We start from the raw sequence: 19,178 nt of genomic DNA on the forward strand, positions 1-19,178 counted from the left end.
GCCCAGGCGGGGCGTCACAGGCCGCCGCGCCTGGCGCGGTTGCGACCTGTCCGACACCCGGGGCCTTGCTCGTTGGCGACCCGGGTACTGATGTGATGCCCCGGCGGGAAACTTCCGCCATCGGCCGCGCCGTTTTCGTGCGATCAAGGGTTTATCGCGTACGCTTTGCGCCCCGTCCCGGCCCGCCCGCTCACTGCCGCCATGCCCCTGCAGATCCGACGCGCCACCCCGGCCGATGCGCAGACCCTGTCGGCGATCGCCATCGCCACCTACACCGAAACCTTCGGCGACTCCTACCCGCCGCAGGACCTGCAGGCGTTCCTCGAGGATCACTACAGCGTCGCCCCGCAACGCGCCGAGCTGGACGACCCGCGCAGCGCGGTGTGGTTGCTGGAGGATGCCGGCCGTGCGGTCGGCTACCTGGCGGCGGGGGCCAACGGCCTGCCGCACGCCGATGCCCGTGAGGGCGACATCGAACTCAAACGCCTGTACGTCCTGGCCAGCCACCAGGGCGGCGGCCACGGCGCGCGGCTGATGGCGGCGTTCCTGGCGTGGCTCGACCAGCCGGTACGCCGCACCCTGTGGGTGGGCGTGTGGTCGGAAAACAACGGGGCGCAACGCTTCTATGCGCGCTACGGCTGCGTCCAGGTCGGCACCTACGATTTCGTGGTCGGCGACAGCCGCGACCTGGAATTCATCCTGCGCCGGCCCTGATCGGCAGGACCGGCGCGCGGCTCAGAAGTCGAACAGGTCCGACAGGAAGCTCTCTTTCTTCTTCTTGCGGTAGCCGTGCTGGTCGCCATAGGGCTGCTGCTGGCCCAGGTGGCGCGTGTCACGGTGCTGCACGGCCGTCGGCGGCGGTGGCGGCGCGGCGCGCACCGGCGCGGGTGCAGCGGCACCGGCCGAACGCTCGATGATCTTGTCCAGCTCGCCGCGGTCCAGCCACACGCCACGGCACTGCGGGCAGTAATCGATCTCGATGCCCTGGCGCTCGGACATCACCAGCGCCTGGGTCTTGCATACGGGGCATTGCATCGTCGCGCATCCTCATCCTGTTCCAACCCCGACTGTACCTGCGCGCGGATGACTGCAACGCAACGCGTGCCGCGGCCATGACCATCGGCACGGGGACTTCCGGCGCGCGCTCGCTGGGCGTCCACGCGGCAGACTGCCTGCTCCCCGCAAGGAATGCCGTCATGCCCTTCCCAGGACAAACCCGTTGGTGGGCATCGCTACTGGCCCTGCTGGGCGTGGCAATCGGCCTGAACCTGCGCGACCTCAGCGCCGCGATCGGCGTGCCCATCCCGCGCCTGCCGATCCCGTTCGGCGGCAGCCTGCTCGACAACCTGCTGGCGGTGCTGACCGCGGTGCTGCTGGCCTGGCTGCTGAAGCCACGTGACCTGGCGCTGGCGGACAGCCTCGGCCTGCGCTGGCACGGCGCGCGCGGTCCCCTGCTCGTGCTGCTGGCCACCCTGCCCTGCTGGGTCGGCCTGGCCGCGCTTGGCCGGTTGAATACGGCGCCCGAGCCGTTGGCATTGCTGCTGCTTGCCGTGCTGTTCCCCCTCGCCGAAGAAATCCTGTATCGCGGCCTCGGCTTTGTTTTCCTGGTCCGCGTACTGCACTGGCCCGCGTGGCTGGCCGCCCTGCCCCAGGCCGTGATGTTCGGCGCCGTGCATTGGCTCGGGGCGGGCGGCATCGACGGGGGCGCCAGCGCCGTGCAGATCCTGGTCCTGATCGCCGTCGGGGGCCTGGCGTTCGCCTGGTTGAACCACCTCGACCGGCTCACGTTGTGGAGCGGTCTGGCCCTGCATGTGTCGCTCAACCTGGCCTGGAACCTGTTCATCCTCGATGAGGCAATGGCCCTGGACGGGAAGGTCACTGCGCTGCGCCTCGCCGCTGCGGCAATGGCCGTGCTCACCCTGGCCTGCTGGCCGCGGCCGTCACCGGACGCGCCGCGGTAGCCGGCGCCGCGTGCACGACCTCCTCACCACGGGCCCCCGCATAATTGCGCGCCCTTTCCGCCCCAGCCCCAAGGAACACCGCGTCATGTTGTTGTCCAAGCGCCACGTTGCACCGCGCGTGCTGTTGATTGAAGACACCGAAGACACCCGTGAATTGAGCCGGATGGCACTGGAAAGCCAGGCCTGCGATGTGGCTGCGGTGAGTTCGGCCGAAGCCGCGCTGGGGCTGCTGCTGGCCGGCGAGCGGTTCGACCTGGTGTTCACCGATGTCTGCCTGGGCGGCCTGAGCGGGATCGAGGCTGCCGAGCGCATCAAGGCGTTCCAGCCCAGCCTGCCGGTGCTGGTCACCTCCGGGCTGGACCCGGCCGACGTCACCGCCCAGCTGCGCCCAGGCATCCATTTCCTGCCCAAGCCATACTCGATGAGCGAGCTGCTGGACGCCATCCGCGCCTGCTTCGGCGCCGTGGAAACCGACCAGGCCGCGTGAGGCGCGTGCGCTCAGTTGCGTGGCGTGTAGCGCTTGTTGCCTGACGGCGTCAGGCAGTAGCGGCCACCCCGTGGGCCCGTGCACAGCGCGCCCGCGCTGCACGGACAGCTGCCCGCCGCAGTCGCGGCAGGCGGGGCGACCCACGCGCTATTGCTTGGGGCGCTGCAGACCTTTTTCGACGCACTGACCGAGCCATCGTTGCAGACGAACCGGCCTGCGGCGCAGTGCGAGACCCCACCCTTGCGACCGGAGCATGGCGTGTTGCCCGCGTCCGCAACCGCGCTCGCCATCATGCACGCCGCCAGCAGCAGCCAGGCCATCCCGCCTCGTCGTCCGTGACCGCGCATCCTGGCCCCCTGTGGCCACCGCAGCGTTGTGCCGCGGGGAAAGCCTACGCCTTCATCCGGTTTTCATCCATGGATGGCATCGTTCGCCTGTGCCCTCTCCTGCCGGAACCGCACCATGCAGACCCGCCTTCTGCTTACCGCCCCCCTGCTGCTGGCCGCGTCGTTGTCGGACGCCCGTGCCGACGATTTCGTCACCTGCGAAAGCCGCGACAACCGCTACCAGTCCTGCCCGCTGCCGCGCGCCGGCTACGTCAGCCTGGACCGCAAACTCTCCGGCGCCGACTGCCGCCAGGGCCGCAGCTGGGACTACGATCGCCGCGAGGTCTGGGTCGATGATGGCTGCCGCGCCTCCTTCCGGGTGCACGGTGGCGGTTCCCGCGACGATGACCACAGCGACAACCATGATGCCAAGGTCGCCGCCGGCGTCCTGATCGGCGCGGCCATCCTCGGCGCGCTGGCCCACAACGCGAGCAAGCAGGATGACCGCTACACCGACGACAACTACCAGGGCCCGCGGCACACGTCCTACGTGCCCGGTTGGATGGTCGGCGAGTTCGAGGGCTACAACCCCATCTACGGGGCCGACATCCGCATGCGCATCGACAGCGACGGCCGCATGAGCGCACAGGCGCGCGGGCAGAACCTGAGCGGCTGGGTCAACGGCGGCCAGCTCAATGTGGGCGGCAACGTGTTCGACATCAACCAGAGCCGCGACGGCTTCGTCACCACCGAAGTCGGCGATCGCCAGAACGAGGTGCGCTACCGTCGCGTGCGCTGAGCGCGCACGCGACGTCCGCCGGGCCTGCTCAGCCGGCGGCCTTGCAGCTCATCGTGGTGCCGTAGAAGTCCAGCGTGGCCTCGCCCTGGTGCTCCCAGAACTCCACGCCCTCGCGGGTATAACGGCTGCCGCTGGCGGCCTGGGCCGGGAACACGATCGCCTGGTCCTTGCCCCAGCTGACCACGGCCGCCTGCGGGTCCAGTTCGTTGTAGAACACCACGCTGACCGGCTTGCTGGCGTCATCGCACTGGTACCTCACCGGCGTCGGTGCGGACACGCCGCCACTGCCGATGTTCAGTTCGACGATCCGGGTCTGGTAGGACTCGACCAGGCAGCGGTGACGGTCCACGGCCTGCCAGCAGGCATCTCGCCCTTTCACCCAGCCGCGCTGTTCGGCAGCGATATCCAGCTCATCCGGGCTGGTCTGCACGCGCTTGTAAAGAGCGGCCAACTGCCGGTCCAGCGCGGCCAGGCGGGCGTCACCACAGACCAGTTTTTCTGATTCGGACTGCGCCTTGGCGCAATCGAATGACGGCGGCTGCAGGGTCGGCTCGGCCGCCGTGGCGGGGGGCGCGGGGGTCGGCACAGGCGTCGTCGTGGCGGTGCCTGGCGCCGGTGCGGGCGTGTCGGTATCGGACGGCGCAGGTTTGGAACAGGCCGCGAGCGCAAGCGCCCCCACCCCCAGCAGGACGAAACGGTTCATGGCACCTCCAACAGCGATCGACGAAAGACCCGCTATTGTGCGCCGAATCGTGCCAGCAACGTGTGCAGGCCAAGCCAGTTCAACGGTGGCGTGCATGCGCGACGGCGCCGTCGGGCCTGCGGCGGACAGGCGGAGCGGGACGACGCGATCCAGCGTGAACATTAATGGCAGGACGGCCTGCGCACCACCCTGACCCCACCCTCATCCGCATGCGACCGCTGCGTAACAGCGATGCGCGCAGCATCGATATCACGACATAACGTCGTAGTGGAGTATGCAATGTCCAACATGCAGAACAACGAAAACAACGTCCAGAAGAATGCCGCCGCCCAGACCGACCAGCAGAAGGAGCAGGAGCGCAAGGACACGCTGGCCAGGCAGCAGAAGCAGGAACAGGACACCAAGGACGCCAGCAAGAACCAGCAGCAGAAGTAACTGCGGCGTAGAGAGTGGGGCTGCGCTACGCGCAGCCTCATGCTGTCGGTGTTTCTTCCCGGCACTCTGTGGTGGAAGCCGTTCAACAGTGCCCACGGGCGAACAGCGTGCAGTGGATACCGCTGTTGCAGCCAGGCGTGCTGCGTAATGCACCGTTGCCTCCAGGACCTGCCATGCGTGGCCCTTTCGCCACCGTGCCGCGTTGGCTAGGATCGAGGTTCGCAGGCGCATGCAGCGCCTTGGCAGGGAGCGCGGCGATGTCGGCAGGACACTTCTCGAGGCCAGGAGCGGTGATGGCCGTGGCGCTGTCGATGGCGTTTGCCAGCCACGCCGCCCCCGCGATTGATCGCGACGCCTGGCGCGGCGATCTGGCGGTACTGAAGCAGACCCTGCAGAACGACTATGCACACCTGGCCTGGATGGCGTCCGGGCAGAGCGGCGTTGACCTGCCCGCCCTCGAGCGCGATGCACAGCAGGCCATCACCACGGCCGGCAGCGATGCGCAGGCGGAACAGTCACTGCGCGCGTTCCTGGCCGGGTTTCACGATGGCCACCTGAAACTGCTGGATCGGCAGGCAACCGAGGCGCCCGCATCGGCCCCCGCCGCAGTGGACCCGCGCACGCTGGAGGCCTCCACAGGCTGCGCGGCGCTGGGCGTACTGGACGAAGGTCGGCACGACTACAGCGTGCCGCTACAGACCCTGCCCGGCTACCACCCTACGGCCGGCGGCGCCGACCCGGCATTGCGCAGTGGGATCGTCGCGCTGCCGGAAGGCCACCGCCTCGGCCTGCTGCGCCTGCATGAATTCGATGCGCTGCGTTACCCCGGCCTGTGCCACCGCCTCTGGGGGCAACTGCGGCATGCCGACGCAGTGAACGACATGCGGGCCACGTTGAGTGACGCGTGGGTGGCCGAGATCGCCGCGACGCTGCGGCGCTTCCAGCAGCAGGGCGTGGATGCGGTGCTGGTGGATGTGGGCACCAACCCGGGCGGCGACGACACCGGCGACACGCTCACGCGCCTGTTCAGCGGCTCGCCGGTGCAGTCGGCGCCGCTTTGGGTCAGCCAGTCCGCGGCCGGGCGCGACTACCTGCAGGAGCAGTACGAGCGCATCGACGATGCCCTGCGCCGCCATCATCCCGACGCAGGCGCGCGTCCGCTGCTGGTCCAGCAGCGCGACCGCTTCGCCGCGTCCCTGCGCGCCACGCAGGCGCCGCCCTGCGACATGACGTGGGTGTGGCAGTCATCGCGCGACTGGCAGGCCCTGCCCTGCCGGCGCCTGGTCGCCGCCGGCAGCTCGGGCGGTCCCCTTGCCACCCCGGCGGTGGACCGCATCAATGATTTCCTGATTGCCCACCGGCTGGACTGGGCCCAGGACCTGCGCCGGCACTGGGCAGCCTGGCAAGGGCCGGTGTATGTGCTCACCGATGCGAAGACCGTCTCCTCGGCGGAAATGTTCGCCGCACGGCTGCAGGACAACCACATCGCACGCGTGGTCGGGAGCACGACCGGCGGCTACGGCTGCGGCTTCATGAGTCCACCACCAGCCCGCACCTTGCCGCACTCGAAGCTGCGCATACGCATCCCGAACTGCGTGCGGCTGCGCGCCGATGGCAGCGACGAAGTGGCCGGCATCTCACCGGACCTGCCCATCGACATGCGCACCGATGAATCGGCCCGCGCCCGCGCGCAGCGGGTGCTGGATGCGGTAAGCGTGGACCTGGCCCGGCACTGACGCGCGGCGTATCAGTCCACCGTGCAGGGTGCGTCGCGCATCGGATGCGGCAGCACTTCGATGGAATGCTCGGCCAACTGCGCCAACACCGCTTCCGGGCCACGCTGGCTTCGCCAGCCCAGGCCGATGCTGGCCGCGGTGGCATCGTGGATGCGGTCGATCACCGGCAGCGCCCAGCCGCGGCGATCGTACTCGGCCAGCCACTGCGGGCAGCGTCGCGCCAGCACCACGCGCGGCTCAGTCACCAGCCGTTCGCAGTCTTCCGGGCCAAACGGCGTGGCGCCGCTGACGATATAGCGCTGGAACATCGGGCCGGTGTTGTGCAGCGCCGCCGCATGCGCGTCGGCCACGTCGCGCACGTCGATGCCGCGGTGCAGCCGGTACAGCAGCAGGCGCTCGGCCGTTTCCGGGAAGCAGCGCGACATGCGGATCACCCGCACCTGGAACCCCGGGCTGGCCGCCTCCTGCAACCACTGCTCGGCCGCCAACTTGGAACGGTGGTACACCGTGCGCGGCAGCGGCGTCGTGCGTTCGTCGATCCAGGTGCAGCGCCCCGGCACGATGGCATGGCCATACAACGCGGTGGTGCTGGTGAAGACGAAGCGCGACACCCCGGCCTCGCGCGCCAACATCGCCAGCGAGCGCGTGCCTTCGACATTGACGCGTTGGAATTCGCTGTCCGGGACCAGCCCGACGTGCGGCGCATGCAGCGCCGCCGAGTGGATCACCGCGTCCACCCCGACCAGCGCGCTGCGCAGTGCCCGCGCGTCGGTGATGTCGGCCACGTGCCGGGTGGTGTTGAAGGGGTTGCGGTCGACCCCCACCACCTCGTGCCGTGCGGCCAGCGCGCCGAAGATTGCGCGCCCGACCCGGCCTGAACTTCCTGTCAGCAGAATCTTCACTGTGTGGCACTTGGTCAGCGCCCGGGAGCTACCGGGATGGCTCGATTGTAGCCATAGTCGGCGGCCAGGGAGTACGCCACGCCGCGCCCCGCGGTCAGTCGCCGTCGGTGCCGGTTACCCGGAGCACATGCCTGGAGCCGGCATTCTCGATGGCAGCACACACCGCCGCCCGGGCGTTCACGTCGCCAATGGCAACACGGACCTCGATGACCGGCTTGACGAACAGGTGCTTGAGCCGCGTGCGAAACGGCACTGGGCGCTTGAACCTGCCGGCCGTGATGAAAAACCGGACGAATCCTTCCCACAGCGTCGCCGCGTGCTCATGCTTTTCCAGCGCGGCGGCCACCAGGTCGATCTGGACCAGATGGGCAGGCAGCGGCAGTTGATCGGGTTCCCAGTCATCACTGTTCCCGACCGCCGCGATGGTCACGCCCTCCCTGCGCGTGTCCAGGACAAGAACGTTGCCAAGCCGGCAGAGCGTCTCGCCATCCTCGGATTCCAGTCGCGTATGCGTGCGGCCGATTCTGATCATGGTCTGTGAACCAACGTCCGTTTGGTTGAGGCAGCAGACTAGCACCATCGTCGCGGGCGATCGACCAAGCCCCACATTGCCCTGCGGGAGCAGCTCGCCTACGCTCCCGACTCGCTTTCCTCCAGGAACCTCTCGACCATGCAAGGACGCTTGCCCGGGACCGCGCCGCGCGCCCTCCCGGTTGCTCGACCAGGCGCGCAGCGCTGGCGCCGTCGCATCGCCGGCTGGGTCGTATCCGGCGCGCTGGCCCTGCTCGCCGGCCCGGCGGCCGCGGACGCACTCGACGATGCCGGTGTGGCCCAGGAACGCGCGCTGCTGCAGTTCCGGCTGCTGGTGCTGGAGGCCGGGGATGCAGGTGCCGTGGCGCGGCTGGCCCGCCAGGACGCGATGGACCTGCTGGCACGCATCGCCGACCAGCGCGGCCTGCTGGAGCAGGTCACGTATCGGCCGGAAGACCTCGACCGCTTGATGGGCATATGCCGACGCGCCCAGGACGCCAACAACCAGCTGTTCCAGCTTGGGGTACCGACGGCACCCGCCCCCGGGCAACTGCATGAGGCATTCGCGGTCCGCGTGGAAGAGCAGATGGAACGCAACCGGCTGCGCTTCCAGCCGCAGCTCACCGTGACGCTGCCGTTCGTGATGCGCTGCTCTGCGATCATGCCGCGACTGTTGGAGCAGGTTCTCGACGCCCGGGCGAAACAGGACCTCGCGGAGAGCGAGCGCATCGACCCGGCCCCGATGCGGGCCGGCGTCCAGCGCGGGTACCTGGGGGTGCTACGCATGATCGATGTCCCCGGCTACGGCCCCGACCTGAAGCAGGCATTGGCGACGGCACTGGCCGATACCGCCGACGCCACCGCACGCATGCTGAGCGTGCCGCAGCGCCAGGCCATCGCCGAGCGCCTGGACGCCAGCGCGGCTGCAGCCGAGGTGGCGCAGCAGGCGCACCTGCGCAAGGCCGCGGCCATCTTCCACGCCGCGCCCTGCAACGCGCTGTGCCAGATGTGACGCGGGCCGGCCACACTGGCGGCCGATAGCGTGCGCCGTGGCTGTGCTGGCCTTCCGGCGCGAGGTTGCGCAGCCCCTCCGGGGGCATCTCCGCAGCGGAAACGTTGCCGCCGCGCTACGACGCCTGACTGTCTTCCGATTCGATGCATGCCCGTGCAACCGGGGTTGATCATGCGCAGCAAACCAACGTCCGTTTGGTCGACGCGGGAGACCCGCGACGGGCGCGGGCACGAAAAGCGGAGTTTAATGACGGCTGGACACTCTCTACATGGAATGTAGCCGATGAAGCCCCTGCTGCTCGCGCTCTGCCTGCTCAGCCCCGCCGCGCTGGCCTGCACCACCCACCACTTGCCGCTGTCGGGCACGGTCACCGTGCCGAGCTGTTCCCCGGCGCAGGACCCCACCGGCTGCGTGCCCGCCGGCAGCACCGTGTATGCGTACACCCAGGCGGTGCCCGACCGCGATACGGTGCTCACGATCGCCCTGCAGGCCAGCCCATGGCGCATGTACGACGCGCAGATGCGCATCCTGTCGGTCGAGGACGTTGCCGCCGCGGCCAGGCCGCAGCTGGTCGGCAAGGTGCAACGCGTCGAGCTTCTCGGCTCATGGACCGGCGTATCGCCCGCCCCGGGCACGCCATCGCTCGCCAGCCGCGTCTCCACGGCGCTCGGCGGCGTCCCGGTGAGCGGCGAGGACGGCTTCCTCTGGCTGGCCCAGGACGGCACCCGCCGCACCACCCGTCAGGCGTTCACCCTCCGCGAGGGCGATGGGCCGTACTTCCTGCCGCGGGGCGCCGACGTGCTGGTCGCCCTTGCCGCCGGCTGGCCGGCCTTCGTGCAGGCGCGTATTCCGGCCGACGACCCCGACCTGCTCATGCGCGCCGCCGCCGGCGTCGATGTGTTCTTCCTCTGCCCGGACAAGGCCCTGGCCGGCTTCGAGGACGCCGCCGCCAAAGGCAGTGCGATTGCCGCCTACAACGCCGCGTTGATGCGGCTGGAACGCGGCCACGGCGGCGACCGCGCCGCGGCCCTGTTGCTGCTGGAGCGCGGCGCGGCACTCGGCGACGCGCGCTCGCGCGAACGGCTTGCCAGGGAACAGGCCGCGAACTAGCGGACGCGATCCGCACCGCCCGGTCGGCTGGGGAGCTACTGCCTGCGCCTACGAAAAAAGCGCCACATGGGCGCTTTTTTGATACCGCAATTGGTGGGCCGTGATGGATTCGAACCATCGACCAAAAGATTAAAAGTCTTCTGCTCTACCGACTGAGCTAACGGCCCATTGCTTGCCCCGCCATCGCTGCCGGGGGTGCGCATTCTAACCTATCTTGGCGCCCAGGCGTACCCGTGCGGCGATCAGGCGTAGCGGGTCGGGTCGGGCACGCCGGCCTCGGTGAAGCCCTGCGCGCGCAGGCGGCAGGCGTCGCAGTGGCCGCAGGCCGCGCCGCTGTCGTCGGCGCTGTAGCAGGACACGGTCAGGCCGAAGTCCACGCCCAGGCGGACGCCTTCACGCACGATGTCGGCCTTGCTCAGGAACTGCAGCGGTGCGTGGACCTTAATCCCCGCCCCTTCCACGCCGGCCTTGGTGGCCAGGTTGGCCAGCGCCTCGAAGGCGGCGATGAATTCGGGCCGGCAATCCGGATACCCGGAATAGTCGACTGCGTTGACGCCGCAGAAGATGTCGTTGGCGCCCAGCACTTCGGCCCAGCCGAGCGCGACCGAGAGCATGATCGTGTTGCGTGCCGGCACGTAGGTGACCGGGATGCCCTCGCCGCCCGCGTCGGGCACATCGATGTCGTCGGTCAGCGCCGAACCGCCGATGCTGCGCAGGTCCACGTTGACGGTCTTGTGCGCGACCACGCCAAGCGCCTTGGCGACCGCGGCGGCGGCATCGAGTTCGGAGGTGTGGCGCTGGCCATAGCGCACGCTCAGGGCATGCACCGCAAAGCCCTGTTCCTGGGCGATGGCGATGACGGCGGCGGAGTCCATGCCGCCGGACAGGAGGACGACTGCTTTCTTCATGGGGGTGTTTCCGGTGGGTTGCGGGAGCCAGCACGCTGTCCCGCGCCGGGATGACTTCAAAAAAAGGCGTAGCGCGCGACCGCTCGCTCGCCGGGATCAACGGCCGGGTTCGTCGTCCCAGAGGATTTTGTGCAGCTGCATCTGGAAACGCACCGGCAGGCGGTCGGCGACGATCCAGTCGGCCAGCTCGCGCGGGCTGACCTGGCCCTTGCTCGGCGAGAACAACACCATCGAGCGCTCGTTGAGCCGGTGCTCGGCCACCATGCCGCGTGCCCAGTCGTAGTCCTCGCGGCTGCACAGCACGAACTTGATCTGGTCGCGGCGGGTCAGCAGCGGCAGGTTGTCCAGCAGGTTGCGGGCCATCTCCCCGGAGCCGGGGGTCTTGAGGTCGACCACGCGCGACACGCGCGGATCGACCGCGCTGACGTCCAGCGCACCGGAGGTCTCCAGCGACACGTCCAGGCCGGCGTCGCACAGCTTTTCCAGCAGCACCAGGCAGCGCTTCTGCGCCAGCGGTTCGCCACCGGTCACGCAGACGTGGTGGACGCCCTGGGCCAGCACCTCGGCCACGATCGCGTCGATGTCCCACCAGGTGCCGCCGTGGAAGGCATAGGCGGTGTCGCAGTAGCTGCAGCGCAGCGGGCAGCCGGTCAGACGCACGAACACGGTCGGCCAGCCGGCGGTATCGGCTTCGCCCTGCAGCGAGGTGAAGATCTCGGTGATCTTCAGGCGCGGCAACGGCGACTGCACGATCTCGCTGGGGAGCGCGGCGGCGGCGGACAAGGAAACGGTCATGGCGGTGATTCTTGGGGGACGGCTGCGGAAACGGCTATAGCCGAGCATGGCTCGGCTCTACGGGAGCCCCGATATCGGGGGATGCAACCGGTGATTATACCGGCACGGCCGCGTGGAGCGACCCGGCGCCGTTCAGCGGATCTGCTGGCCCAGCCGGATCGACTGCAGGCGGTCCTGCGCGGTACGCGCGGCGTCCGAGCCCGGATAGGTGGACACGACCTGTTCCAGCGTCGCCTGGGCCTGGTCGACCTTGCCTTCGCCATACTGCGACAGGCCGATCTTGAGCAGGCCACCGGACGCCTTGTCATGGGTCGGGTAGCGCGAGATGAGGTCGCGGAACTGCGCCTCAGCCAGCGGGAAATTGCGGGTGGCGTAATAGCTCTCACCCAGCCAATACAGGGCATTGGGGGTGTAGACGCCGTTGGGGTACAACTCGAGGAAGCTCAGGAAGAGCTGGGCCGAGTCGTCGTAGTTGCCGGCCTTGAGCGAATTGAACGCCACGTTGTACGCGGTACGCTCATCGCCACTGGCGGCCAGGCTGCCAGCATCGCCATGCACGGATGGCGGCCGCTCGGAAGCGGCCGTTGCCGGAGTGGGGGCTGCTGCTGCCGGCTTGGGCGCGGCGGCGGCGGGTGCGGCGGGGAGCACGGGGGCGCCGCCTTCGAGACGGTTCAGGCGGCTGTCCAGGTCCAGGTACTGGTCCTTGGCAGACTGCTTGAGCTGTTCGTTGTCATGCTGCAACTGCTCGACCTGCGACTGCAGCGCCTGCACCTGGGTGCGGAGCTGGTTGAGCTGGTTGAGCATGTCCATGTTGGACTGGTTGTTCTGCACCTGCTGCTCGAGCGAGCCGACGCGGTCGGCCAGGCTCTGCCGCTGCGCATTGGCCGGAGCGGCAGCCACGAGGGCTGCCGCAACGATCATCGATAGAAATCGAAAGCGCATCTATTACTGAGCCGTGTACACGATCTCGACGCGACGGTTCTGCGACCAGCAGGACTCGCCCGACTCGGTGCAGACCGGACGCTCTTCGCCGTAGGACACGACGGTCAGCTGCGACGCCGAGCCACCGTTGGCCTGCAGGGCGGAGTTGACGCCATTGCCACGACGCTCGCCCAGGGCCTGGTTGTACGCGCGCGAACCGCGCTCGTCGGTGTGGCCCTGCAGGGTGATGCGCGAGGACGGACGGTCACGCAGGTACTTGGCGTGGCAAGCCATGATGGCCTGGAATTCCGGCTTCACTTCTTCCTTGTCCAGGTCGAAGTACACCACGCGCTGGCGCAGGCAGGAATCGGTATCCAGGTCGCCCGGGCCGTACAGGCCGGAGGTCGACGGGCCGGTCGGGCTGGTGGACGAGGAGCCGGTATCAACCGCGGCTGCCGGCTGTTCCTTCACCTTCTTGGAGCAACCGGCCAGGGCGGCCACGGACAGCAGGGAGACAAGCAGAACTCGGGTGGTCTTGTTCATGGCGATACCTTTGAGGCTCCTAAAGCCGGATGTGGGATGAATACGGTGGAAATCTTAACACTCTGTTAGCGCTTTGTACGGTATGGCGACCAAGAAGGCTCACGAACATCACCGTCCGCCAGCACCAGCCGCTGGCGCACGCGCGCATCGGCCGAAACGGCATACAACACGCCACGACCACCCTCGCGGGCGGCGTACAACACCATGCTTGCGTTGGGCGCAAAGCTCGGCGATTCATCCAGCGACCCCGGCGACAGCGTGCTCCAGCGCGCCGAGCCCAGGCTGCTGTCCATCATCGCGATCTTGTAGGTATTGCCGCTGCCCTGGGCCACCACGAGCTTCTTGCCGTCGAAGGACAGGCTCGGGGTGGCGTTGTAGTTGCCCTGGAAGGTCACGCGCGAGGCGCTGCCACCGCTGGAGGGCACCTGGTAGATCTGCGGGCGGCCGCCACGGTCGGAGGTGAAATAGACGCTGGAACCGTCTGCGCTCCAGGTCGGCTCGGTGTCGATGGCGAAGTGGTTGGTCAGCTGGGTCAGCTGCTTGCTGCCCAGGTCCATCACGTAGATTTCCGGATTGCCGCTGCGCGACAGCGACAGGGCCAGGCGACGGCCGTCCGGGGAGAACGACGGGGCGCTGTTGATGCCGCGGAAGCTGGTGACCAGTTCCCGGGCGCCGGTGGAGATGTTCTGGATGTAGATCGCCGAATTGCCCCGCTCGAAGCTGACGTAGGCCAGACGGTTGCCGTCCGGGCTCCACGACGGGGACAGCAGCGGCTCGGCCGAGCGGACGATGGTCTGCGGGTTGAAGCCGTCCGAATCGGCCACCATCAGCGCATAGCGCATGGCATCGCCCTTGCCGCTGGCGGTGACATAGGCAATGCGGGTCCAGAAGGCGCCACGCACCCCGGTGATCTTCTCGTAGATGGCGTCGGCCATCTGGTGGGCGACATCGCGCATGGCATTGCCACGGGCGGTCATCGCCAGGCCCAGCAGGCGCTCGCCCTTGGGCACGTCGTACAGCTCGTACTCGACCCGGTAGGCGCCGGCGCCGGCGTCCATGACGCGGCCGACCACGATGTAGTTCTGCTTCAGCGCGCGCCAGGTGGCGAACTGGATCTCGCTGCCACGGGTGGGTTTTTCGACGATCTGCGCTTCGGGAAGGGTGCGGAACTGGCCTGAGCGCTCCAGATCGGCCCGGACCACGGCCGCCACATCGGTCTGCGGCGCACCGGCCGAGCCCTGGTACGGCATGGGCACGACGGTGATCGGGGTAGCGGAGGCGTTGCCGCCGATGATGTCGATATCCAGCCCCTTCTGCTGCGCCACGGCAGCAAAGGGCAACAACAGGGCCGCGAATACGGCAAGCCAGCGAGGCATCTTCTTCATGGATCGCTCAATAGGGGGAAACAGCAACGAGGGATAACAGGGCGGCAGTGAACCGTTTCGCAATCATGAACCAAAGGTGCGTGAAAGCAGAGTCACCGCGCCCCCGAAACTCACCATCCGTTAACGCGGGGCGGTGAACTGGAGGTTCAGGCTGCGCTCGAACACCCGCTCGAAGCCCCGGTAGGGCAACGGCTGGGCGCGCATGACGGCACGCTCGAGCCCGGCCCGCCCGGCCGCGTCGAACTCACAGTCAGGATCGGCCTGGACCGAGCCCACCGCCCCACCCGGCAGCTGCCTGATCGCCAGCCGGCAGCGCGCACCGGAGGGCATCGACGCGCCGATCGACCACTGCGCGATGATCGCATCGCGGATCGCAGCGGCGTACCGGGCGCGCAGCGCCTGGTCGTCGGCCGGAGCCACGAGGCGGCTGGCCGCGGGGCGCCCGGCGGCGGCGGCATCTGCGCCCGCAGGCGCGGTGCCTGCCCGGGAAAGCAACGGCAACGCCAGCGCCACCAGGGTCACAAGCAGGGAGGTTGGTTTCATCGGGAAGGCCTCGATGGTCGCAGGACGGTCACGGACCGCGCGGGATCAATCCTGCGCGGTGAAGTTGAAGTTGATCGTGCGCTGGAACACCGACTCGAAGCCGCGGTACGGCAGCGGCTGGGCGTTGAGCACCGCCGCCTCGATCGAGCGCTTGCCAGCCTCGTCGAACGCGCAGTTGCCCACGACCTTGGCCTGGATGACCTGCCCGCCCGGGATCTGGGTGATCGAGACCTGGCAGCGCTGGCCCAGCGGGACCGAATCGGGACGGGTCCACTGCCCCTTCACCTTCTGCTGGATGGCCGCGGCGTACTTGGCCGACAGATCATCACTGGTACCGCCGGCGCCGGAGGCCGGCTTGGCCACGCCGGTGGCGCCGGTGGTGGCGGCCGTGCCGGTCGCCGCGCGCGCGGCGGTCACCTGGCGCAGCTTCTGCTCGGCCAGCTTGGCTTCGTTTTCGGCCTGGGCGCGCTTGCGGCGGATCTCGGCCAGCTTCTTGTCGCGTTCGGCGTCGGCCTTGGCGTCGTTGGCCTTCTGCTCCTGCTCGGCCAGCTTCTTCTTCTGATCGGCCTCTTCCTGCTGCTTGGCCAGGCGCAGCTTCTGCTCGGCCTGCTCCTGGCGCTTGCGCTCGGTCAGGTCGATCTGTTCCTGGCGGCGCTTGGCCTCCTGCTCCTGCTTGGCCTTTTCAGCCGAGATCGCCAGGGCGTTGACCGCGTCCTGGTCGACGGTGTCGGGCTGGGCCACGCGCTCCTGCGCCTGCTGCTGCTGCGGCGTGGGTGCATCCTGCGGACGCGGCTCCTCGATCGGCTGCGGCGGCGGCACGGTGTCTTCGGGGATCGGCTCGGGCGGCAGCACCGGTTCGGGCAGGTCCGGCAGCTTTTCCGAGGCACGCAGCGCCTGGCGCGCGGCAGCCGCCTCGGAGGCGGACAACTGCATGCTGGCTTCGATCGCCGGATCGCCGGCGGCGGCCTCGGTGGTGCGCTGCGGCGACCACAGCCAGGCGGCAATGAACACCAGCGCCAGCAGCAGGTGCACGCCAAGCGCCAGCGCGATCGGCAGACCCCACTTCTCCTCGGAAGGGCGCTGCGGTGGCAGGGCTTCAGCGTGCATCGGTCGCCAGGCCCACCTTTTCCACGTTGGCGCGCTTGATCACGTCCATGGCCGCGATCACTTTTTCATAGGCCACGGCCTTGTCGGCGGCCACGATCACGCGCAGGTTCTTGTCCTGCGCGGCGAGTGCGCCCAGCTGCGCCTGCAGCTGGCCGGCCTCCATCGGGGCCGGTTCCTTGGCGTCGGGCAGTTTCAGGCTGAGCTGGCCGTCCAGGCGGACCGAGACGATCACCGGGTCCTGCTTGCTTTCCAGGGCCTTGGCCTGGGAGTTGGGCAGGTCCACATCGAAGCTCAGGGTGAGCAGCGGCGCGGTGACCATGAAGATGATCAGCAGCACCAGCATCACGTCGATGTAGGGCACCACGTTGATTTCGGATTTGAGCTTGCGCCGCTTGCGGCGGCCGATGGCAGCAGTCATGGCAGGGTCCTTGGTGCGGGGCGCTTACTCGTCGCCGGCGCTCTGGCGCTGCAGGATCGAGCTGAACTCTTCTGCGAAGGTTTCAAAGCGGACCGACATGCGCTCCACGCGGGTGGTGAAGCGGTTGTAGGCCCACACCGCCGGGATCGCCACGAACAGGCCGATGGCGGTGGCGAACAACGCTTCGGAAATGCCCGGGGCCACCGAGGCGATACCGGCCTGCTCACCGCTGTTGATCATGTCGTGCATGGTCACCATGATGCCGAACACGGTGCCGACCAGGCCCACGTACGGGGCGGTCGAGCCGATGTTGGCCAGCAGCTCCAGGCTGCGCTCGAGCTGGTCCACTTCGCGGGTGTAGGTGGTGCGCATGGCGCGCTGGGCACCTTCGAGCTGGGCCCGTCCATCCAGCCGGCGCTTGTCGCGCAGGCGGGTGAACTCGCGGAAGCCGGCTTCGAAGATCGCCTCCAGGCCGCCCACCTTGCGGTTGCGGTCGGTGGCCGAGCTGTACAGCTTGCCCAGGTCCGCGCCGGACCAGAAGCGGCTTTCGAACTCGTCGGCCTCGCGGTTGGCGGCGTTGAACACGCGCGCCTTGCGGAAGATGATCACCCAGCTGATGAACGAGCCGGCCAGCAGCAGCAGCACGATGATTTTCACCGGGATGCTGGCCTTGACCATCAGGTCCAGGTAGTTGATGCCACCGCCGTGCGCGGCCTGCGCGACCGTCTGCGCCGCAGCACTGGTCACTTCCTGCGGCAGCGCCTCGGTCACCGTGGCCTGCAGGGCCAGGAGCATTGCGATCATCCGTTGTTCCTCACTGTGCGGATACTTGAAGTTCGTAGGGTTTCAACGCGGCCAGGAGTGCATCGTCCATGCCGCGTGGTTTGAAGGTGGAGGCATCCAATGCCGCAATCCTGACCTGGGCGGTCAGCAGCGTTTCATCGCCGCGACACACGCGCTGGTCGAACACCATGCTGGCGCGTTTGCACTGCACCAGCGTGGCGGTCACCTCCAGCGCATCGTCCAGGCGCGCCGGCTTGAGGAAGTCCATGGTCATCGCGCGGACCGCGAACACCAGGCCATGCTCGGTGCGCGTGCGCTCCTGGCCGAAGCCCAGCGCCCGCATCCATTCGGTCCGAGCGCGTTCCATGAAGGCCACGTAGCGGGCGTGGTAGACCACCCCGCCAGCGTCGGTATCTTCCCAATATATGCGTGTCGGCCAACTGAACCGGGGATCAACTGCCATCGATCGCCTCGGCAAACAGGTCCGCAGGCGGGTTCTTGGGCTTCAACCCCATGTGCCGGTAGGCCTTGTGCGTGCACATGCGGCCGCGCGCGGTACGGATCAGGAAGCCCTGCTGGATCAGGTAGGGTTCGACCACGTCTTCCAGGGTGCCGCGTTCCTCGGACAGCGCCGCGGCCAGTGATTCGATGCCGACCGGGCCACCATCGAAGTAGTCGACCATGGTCCGCAGCATGCGCCGGTCCAGTTCGTCGAAGCCTTCCGGGTCGACCTTGAGCATCTGCATGGCCGCCTGCGCCACGTCCTGGTCGATGTGGCCGGCGGCCTTGACCTGGGCATAGTCGCGGACCCGGCGCAGCAGCCGGTTGGCGATGCGCGGGGTACCGCGCGAGCGCCGCGCGATCTCGGCGGCGCCGTCGGCGGTGCAGTCGATGTTGAGGATGGCCGCCGAGCGCCGCACGATCTTGGTCAGCTCGTCCGGGGTGTAGAACTCGAGCCGGTGCACGATGCCGAAGCGGTCGCGCAATGGCGCGGTGAGCAGGCCGGCACGGGTGGTGGCCCCGATCAGGGTGAACGGCGGCAGGTCGATCTTGATCGAGCGGGCCGCGGGGCCCTCGCCGATCATGATGTCGATCTGGAAGTCTTCCATCGCCGGGTACAGCACTTCCTCGACCACGGGCGAGAGGCGGTGGATCTCGTCGATGAACAGCACGTCGTGCGGCTGCAGGTTGGTCAGCAGGGCGGCCAGGTCGCCGGCCTTTTCGATGACCGGCCCCGAGGTGACCCGCAGGGCCACGCCCAGCTCGTTGGCGATCACATGGCTCAGGGTGGTCTTGCCCAGCCCCGGCGGCCCGAAGATCAGCACGTGGTCGAGCGCGTCGCCGCGGGCCTTGGTCGCCTCGATGTAGATCGACAGCTGCTCGCGCACCGGCGCCTGGCCCAGGTAATCGGCCATGCGCTTGGGGCGGATGCTGGCGTCGGTGCCCTCGTCTTCGCGGGTGGCACCGGCACCGATGATGCGGTCGTCTGTCATTCGGCAATTATGCGGCAAAAGAGGGAGGTTCGGCCGGGCTGCGTCCGGCGCCGTGCGTAGCGCCGGGCTCTGCCCGGCAAGAGCCAAGGCAACAGCCGGTGTACTGAGGGACAGCGGGATGGGCCCGCTTGCGGGGGACGGCGCACGTACGTCCTTGTAGCCTCGGTCGCGCTATCCATGGCGCTCCACGCCCCTGCAAGCGGACCCACCCCGCCTTCGCCACCACGCCGCGCGCCGCCAGGCAGGCAACCCAAAGGCTCTTCGTCACAGCTCGCGCCAA

23 protein-coding genes and 1 tRNA gene are annotated in these 19,178 nt (G+C 68.5%); 8 read left to right on the forward strand and 16 right to left on the reverse strand.

The genetic code is table 11. The annotated features are described in order from the left end of the window. Positions 1–201 precede the first annotated feature (201 nt). Positions 202–714 (forward strand): N-acetyltransferase family protein, encoded by a 513-nt coding sequence (locus tag AC1DGC_RS03745; RefSeq protein WP_478047238.1) that lies wholly within the window; start codon positions 202–204, stop codon positions 712–714. A gap of 21 nt (positions 715–735) precedes the next feature. Here AC1DGC_RS03745 and AC1DGC_RS03750 read toward each other — a convergent pair whose 3' ends face one another. Beyond that, positions 736–1,035, reverse strand: coding sequence for a TFIIB-type zinc ribbon-containing protein (locus tag AC1DGC_RS03750; RefSeq protein ID WP_259206312.1), 300 nt, complete (start codon positions 1,033–1,035; stop codon positions 736–738). A gap of 161 nt (positions 1,036–1,196) precedes the next feature. On the opposite strand from AC1DGC_RS03750, the gene AC1DGC_RS03755 reads away from it, so the two are divergent. From AC1DGC_RS03755 to AC1DGC_RS03765, 3 genes are all read left to right on the forward strand, one after another. Continuing rightward, a complete protein-coding gene (locus AC1DGC_RS03755; RefSeq protein WP_478047472.1) occupies positions 1,197–1,961 on the forward strand; it encodes a CPBP family glutamic-type intramembrane protease in 765 nt (254 codons plus the stop codon). A gap of 85 nt (positions 1,962–2,046) precedes the next feature. Further along, the gene (locus AC1DGC_RS03760; protein ID WP_394161131.1) at positions 2,047–2,448 is read left to right on the forward strand and encodes a response regulator; all 402 of its coding nucleotides are present in this window, start codon (positions 2,047–2,049) and stop codon (positions 2,446–2,448) included. Between the two features lie 462 nt (positions 2,449–2,910). Continuing rightward, entirely contained in the window at positions 2,911–3,573 is a 663-nt protein-coding gene (locus AC1DGC_RS03765; RefSeq protein WP_478047239.1) for a DUF3011 domain-containing protein, read from the forward strand. Between the two features lie 28 nt (positions 3,574–3,601). Here the strand turns inward: AC1DGC_RS03765 and AC1DGC_RS03770 are convergent, their stop codons facing one another. Continuing rightward, positions 3,602–4,276, reverse strand: coding sequence for an MliC family protein (locus AC1DGC_RS03770; protein WP_394161135.1), 675 nt, complete (start codon positions 4,274–4,276; stop codon positions 3,602–3,604). 279 nt (positions 4,277–4,555) lie between these two features. On the opposite strand from AC1DGC_RS03770, the gene AC1DGC_RS03775 reads away from it, so the two are divergent. Both AC1DGC_RS03775 and AC1DGC_RS03780 read left to right on the forward strand, forming a co-directional pair. Beyond that, positions 4,556–4,711, forward strand: coding sequence for a hypothetical protein (locus AC1DGC_RS03775; protein ID WP_259206320.1), 156 nt, complete (start codon positions 4,556–4,558; stop codon positions 4,709–4,711). Positions 4,712–5,004: 293 nt separating this feature from the next. Beyond that, positions 5,005–6,447 (forward strand): S41 family peptidase, encoded by a 1,443-nt coding sequence (locus AC1DGC_RS03780; protein ID WP_478047240.1) that lies wholly within the window; start codon positions 5,005–5,007, stop codon positions 6,445–6,447. Positions 6,448–6,458: 11 nt separating this feature from the next. On the opposite strand, the gene AC1DGC_RS03785 is transcribed toward AC1DGC_RS03780, so the two are convergent. Together AC1DGC_RS03785 and AC1DGC_RS03790 are read right to left on the reverse strand one after the other, a co-directional pair. Continuing rightward, on the reverse strand, positions 6,459–7,349 hold the full coding sequence (locus tag AC1DGC_RS03785; RefSeq protein ID WP_259206324.1) for an NAD-dependent epimerase/dehydratase family protein: 891 nt from the start codon (positions 7,347–7,349) through the stop codon (positions 6,459–6,461). Between the two features lie 94 nt (positions 7,350–7,443). Further along, positions 7,444–7,881, reverse strand: coding sequence for a hypothetical protein (locus AC1DGC_RS03790; protein WP_478047241.1), 438 nt, complete (start codon positions 7,879–7,881; stop codon positions 7,444–7,446). Between the two features lie 138 nt (positions 7,882–8,019). Here AC1DGC_RS03790 and AC1DGC_RS03795 point away from each other — a divergent pair, with 138 nt between their 5' ends. Continuing rightward, a complete protein-coding gene (locus tag AC1DGC_RS03795) occupies positions 8,020–8,892 on the forward strand; it encodes a hypothetical protein (protein WP_478047242.1) in 873 nt (290 codons plus the stop codon). Between the two features lie 282 nt (positions 8,893–9,174). After that, complete coding sequence (locus AC1DGC_RS03800) at positions 9,175–10,002, forward strand: hypothetical protein (protein ID WP_478047243.1); 828 nt, start codon at positions 9,175–9,177, stop codon at positions 10,000–10,002. 91 nt (positions 10,003–10,093) lie between these two features. Here the strand turns inward: AC1DGC_RS03800 and AC1DGC_RS03805 are convergent. The 12 genes from AC1DGC_RS03805 to ruvB form a co-directional block, all read right to left on the reverse strand. After that, positions 10,094–10,169, reverse strand: a tRNA-Lys gene (locus AC1DGC_RS03805). Positions 10,170–10,244: 75 nt separating this feature from the next. Further along, positions 10,245–10,910, reverse strand: a complete 666-nt coding sequence (gene queC / locus AC1DGC_RS03810; RefSeq protein ID WP_259206335.1) for a 7-cyano-7-deazaguanine synthase QueC — start codon at positions 10,908–10,910, stop codon at positions 10,245–10,247. Between the two features lie 96 nt (positions 10,911–11,006). Then, positions 11,007–11,705, reverse strand: a complete 699-nt coding sequence (queE, locus tag AC1DGC_RS03815) for a 7-carboxy-7-deazaguanine synthase QueE (protein ID WP_259206336.1) — start codon at positions 11,703–11,705, stop codon at positions 11,007–11,009. 132 nt (positions 11,706–11,837) lie between these two features. Next, a complete protein-coding gene (ybgF, locus tag AC1DGC_RS03820) occupies positions 11,838–12,647 on the reverse strand; it encodes a tol-pal system protein YbgF (RefSeq protein WP_259206337.1) in 810 nt (269 codons plus the stop codon). Between the two features lie 3 nt (positions 12,648–12,650). Further along, on the reverse strand, positions 12,651–13,169 hold the full coding sequence (gene pal / locus AC1DGC_RS03825; RefSeq protein ID WP_259206338.1) for a peptidoglycan-associated lipoprotein Pal: 519 nt from the start codon (positions 13,167–13,169) through the stop codon (positions 12,651–12,653). Positions 13,170–13,234: 65 nt separating this feature from the next. Further along, positions 13,235–14,554 (reverse strand): Tol-Pal system beta propeller repeat protein TolB, encoded by a 1,320-nt coding sequence (tolB, locus tag AC1DGC_RS03830; protein WP_259206339.1) that lies wholly within the window; start codon positions 14,552–14,554, stop codon positions 13,235–13,237. Between the two features lie 120 nt (positions 14,555–14,674). Then, complete coding sequence (locus AC1DGC_RS03835; protein ID WP_478047244.1) at positions 14,675–15,097, reverse strand: hypothetical protein; 423 nt, start codon at positions 15,095–15,097, stop codon at positions 14,675–14,677. A gap of 45 nt (positions 15,098–15,142) precedes the next feature. Next, the gene (gene tolA / locus AC1DGC_RS03840; RefSeq protein ID WP_394161152.1) at positions 15,143–16,204 is read right to left on the reverse strand and encodes a cell envelope integrity protein TolA; all 1,062 of its coding nucleotides are present in this window, start codon (positions 16,202–16,204) and stop codon (positions 15,143–15,145) included. After that, positions 16,194–16,622 (reverse strand): protein TolR, encoded by a 429-nt coding sequence (gene tolR / locus AC1DGC_RS03845; RefSeq protein WP_259206344.1) that lies wholly within the window; start codon positions 16,620–16,622, stop codon positions 16,194–16,196. Before tolR ends, tolA begins: the two co-directional genes overlap by 11 nt. A 24-nt stretch (positions 16,623–16,646) precedes the next feature. Continuing rightward, a complete protein-coding gene (gene tolQ, locus AC1DGC_RS03850) occupies positions 16,647–17,426 on the reverse strand; it encodes a protein TolQ (protein WP_259206347.1) in 780 nt (259 codons plus the stop codon). Positions 17,427–17,436: 10 nt separating this feature from the next. Beyond that, entirely contained in the window at positions 17,437–17,868 is a 432-nt protein-coding gene (gene ybgC / locus AC1DGC_RS03855; protein WP_478047245.1) for a tol-pal system-associated acyl-CoA thioesterase, read from the reverse strand. After that, positions 17,858–18,898: a Holliday junction branch migration DNA helicase RuvB gene (gene ruvB / locus AC1DGC_RS03860; RefSeq protein ID WP_478047246.1), complete on the reverse strand. Its 1,041-nt coding sequence runs from the start codon at positions 18,896–18,898 to the stop codon at positions 17,858–17,860. The genes ybgC and ruvB overlap by 11 nt, the downstream gene beginning before the upstream one ends. Between the last annotated feature and the right edge of the window lie 280 nt (positions 18,899–19,178).

Source organism: Stenotrophomonas sp. 05N37 (assembly GCF_056397365.1).

Coding starts and splice junctions, on each gene's coding strand:
- AC1DGC_RS03770 (WP_394161135.1), bottom strand. CDS start 4,276: ATGAACCGTTTCGTCCTGCTGGGGGTGGGGGCGCTTGCGCTCGCGGCC.
- AC1DGC_RS03795 (WP_478047242.1), top strand. CDS start 8,020: ATGCAAGGACGCTTGCCCGGGACCGCGCCGCGCGCCCTCCCGGTTGCT.
- tolQ (WP_259206347.1), bottom strand. CDS start 17,426: ATGATCGCAATGCTCCTGGCCCTGCAGGCCACGGTGACCGAGGCGCTG.
- tolR (WP_259206344.1), bottom strand. CDS start 16,622: ATGACTGCTGCCATCGGCCGCCGCAAGCGGCGCAAGCTCAAATCCGAA.
- ybgC (WP_478047245.1), bottom strand. CDS start 17,868: ATGGCAGTTGATCCCCGGTTCAGTTGGCCGACACGCATATATTGGGAA.
- AC1DGC_RS03775 (WP_259206320.1), top strand. CDS start 4,556: ATGTCCAACATGCAGAACAACGAAAACAACGTCCAGAAGAATGCCGCC.
- ruvB (WP_478047246.1), bottom strand. CDS start 18,898: ATGACAGACGACCGCATCATCGGTGCCGGTGCCACCCGCGAAGACGAG.
- AC1DGC_RS03745 (WP_478047238.1), top strand. CDS start 202: ATGCCCCTGCAGATCCGACGCGCCACCCCGGCCGATGCGCAGACCCTG.
- AC1DGC_RS03750 (WP_259206312.1), bottom strand. CDS start 1,035: ATGCAATGCCCCGTATGCAAGACCCAGGCGCTGGTGATGTCCGAGCGC.
- AC1DGC_RS03760 (WP_394161131.1), top strand. CDS start 2,047: ATGTTGTTGTCCAAGCGCCACGTTGCACCGCGCGTGCTGTTGATTGAA.
- ybgF (WP_259206337.1), bottom strand. CDS start 12,647: ATGCGCTTTCGATTTCTATCGATGATCGTTGCGGCAGCCCTCGTGGCT.
- AC1DGC_RS03835 (WP_478047244.1), bottom strand. CDS start 15,097: ATGAAACCAACCTCCCTGCTTGTGACCCTGGTGGCGCTGGCGTTGCCG.
- tolA (WP_394161152.1), bottom strand. CDS start 16,204: ATGCACGCTGAAGCCCTGCCACCGCAGCGCCCTTCCGAGGAGAAGTGG.
- AC1DGC_RS03755 (WP_478047472.1), top strand. CDS start 1,197: ATGCCCTTCCCAGGACAAACCCGTTGGTGGGCATCGCTACTGGCCCTG.
- AC1DGC_RS03800 (WP_478047243.1), top strand. CDS start 9,175: ATGAAGCCCCTGCTGCTCGCGCTCTGCCTGCTCAGCCCCGCCGCGCTG.
- queE (WP_259206336.1), bottom strand. CDS start 11,705: ATGACCGTTTCCTTGTCCGCCGCCGCCGCGCTCCCCAGCGAGATCGTG.
- AC1DGC_RS03765 (WP_478047239.1), top strand. CDS start 2,911: ATGCAGACCCGCCTTCTGCTTACCGCCCCCCTGCTGCTGGCCGCGTCG.
- AC1DGC_RS03780 (WP_478047240.1), top strand. CDS start 5,005: ATGGCCGTGGCGCTGTCGATGGCGTTTGCCAGCCACGCCGCCCCCGCG.
- queC (WP_259206335.1), bottom strand. CDS start 10,910: ATGAAGAAAGCAGTCGTCCTCCTGTCCGGCGGCATGGACTCCGCCGCC.
- tolB (WP_259206339.1), bottom strand. CDS start 14,554: ATGAAGAAGATGCCTCGCTGGCTTGCCGTATTCGCGGCCCTGTTGTTG.
- pal (WP_259206338.1), bottom strand. CDS start 13,169: ATGAACAAGACCACCCGAGTTCTGCTTGTCTCCCTGCTGTCCGTGGCC.
- AC1DGC_RS03790 (WP_478047241.1), bottom strand. CDS start 7,881: ATGATCAGAATCGGCCGCACGCATACGCGACTGGAATCCGAGGATGGC.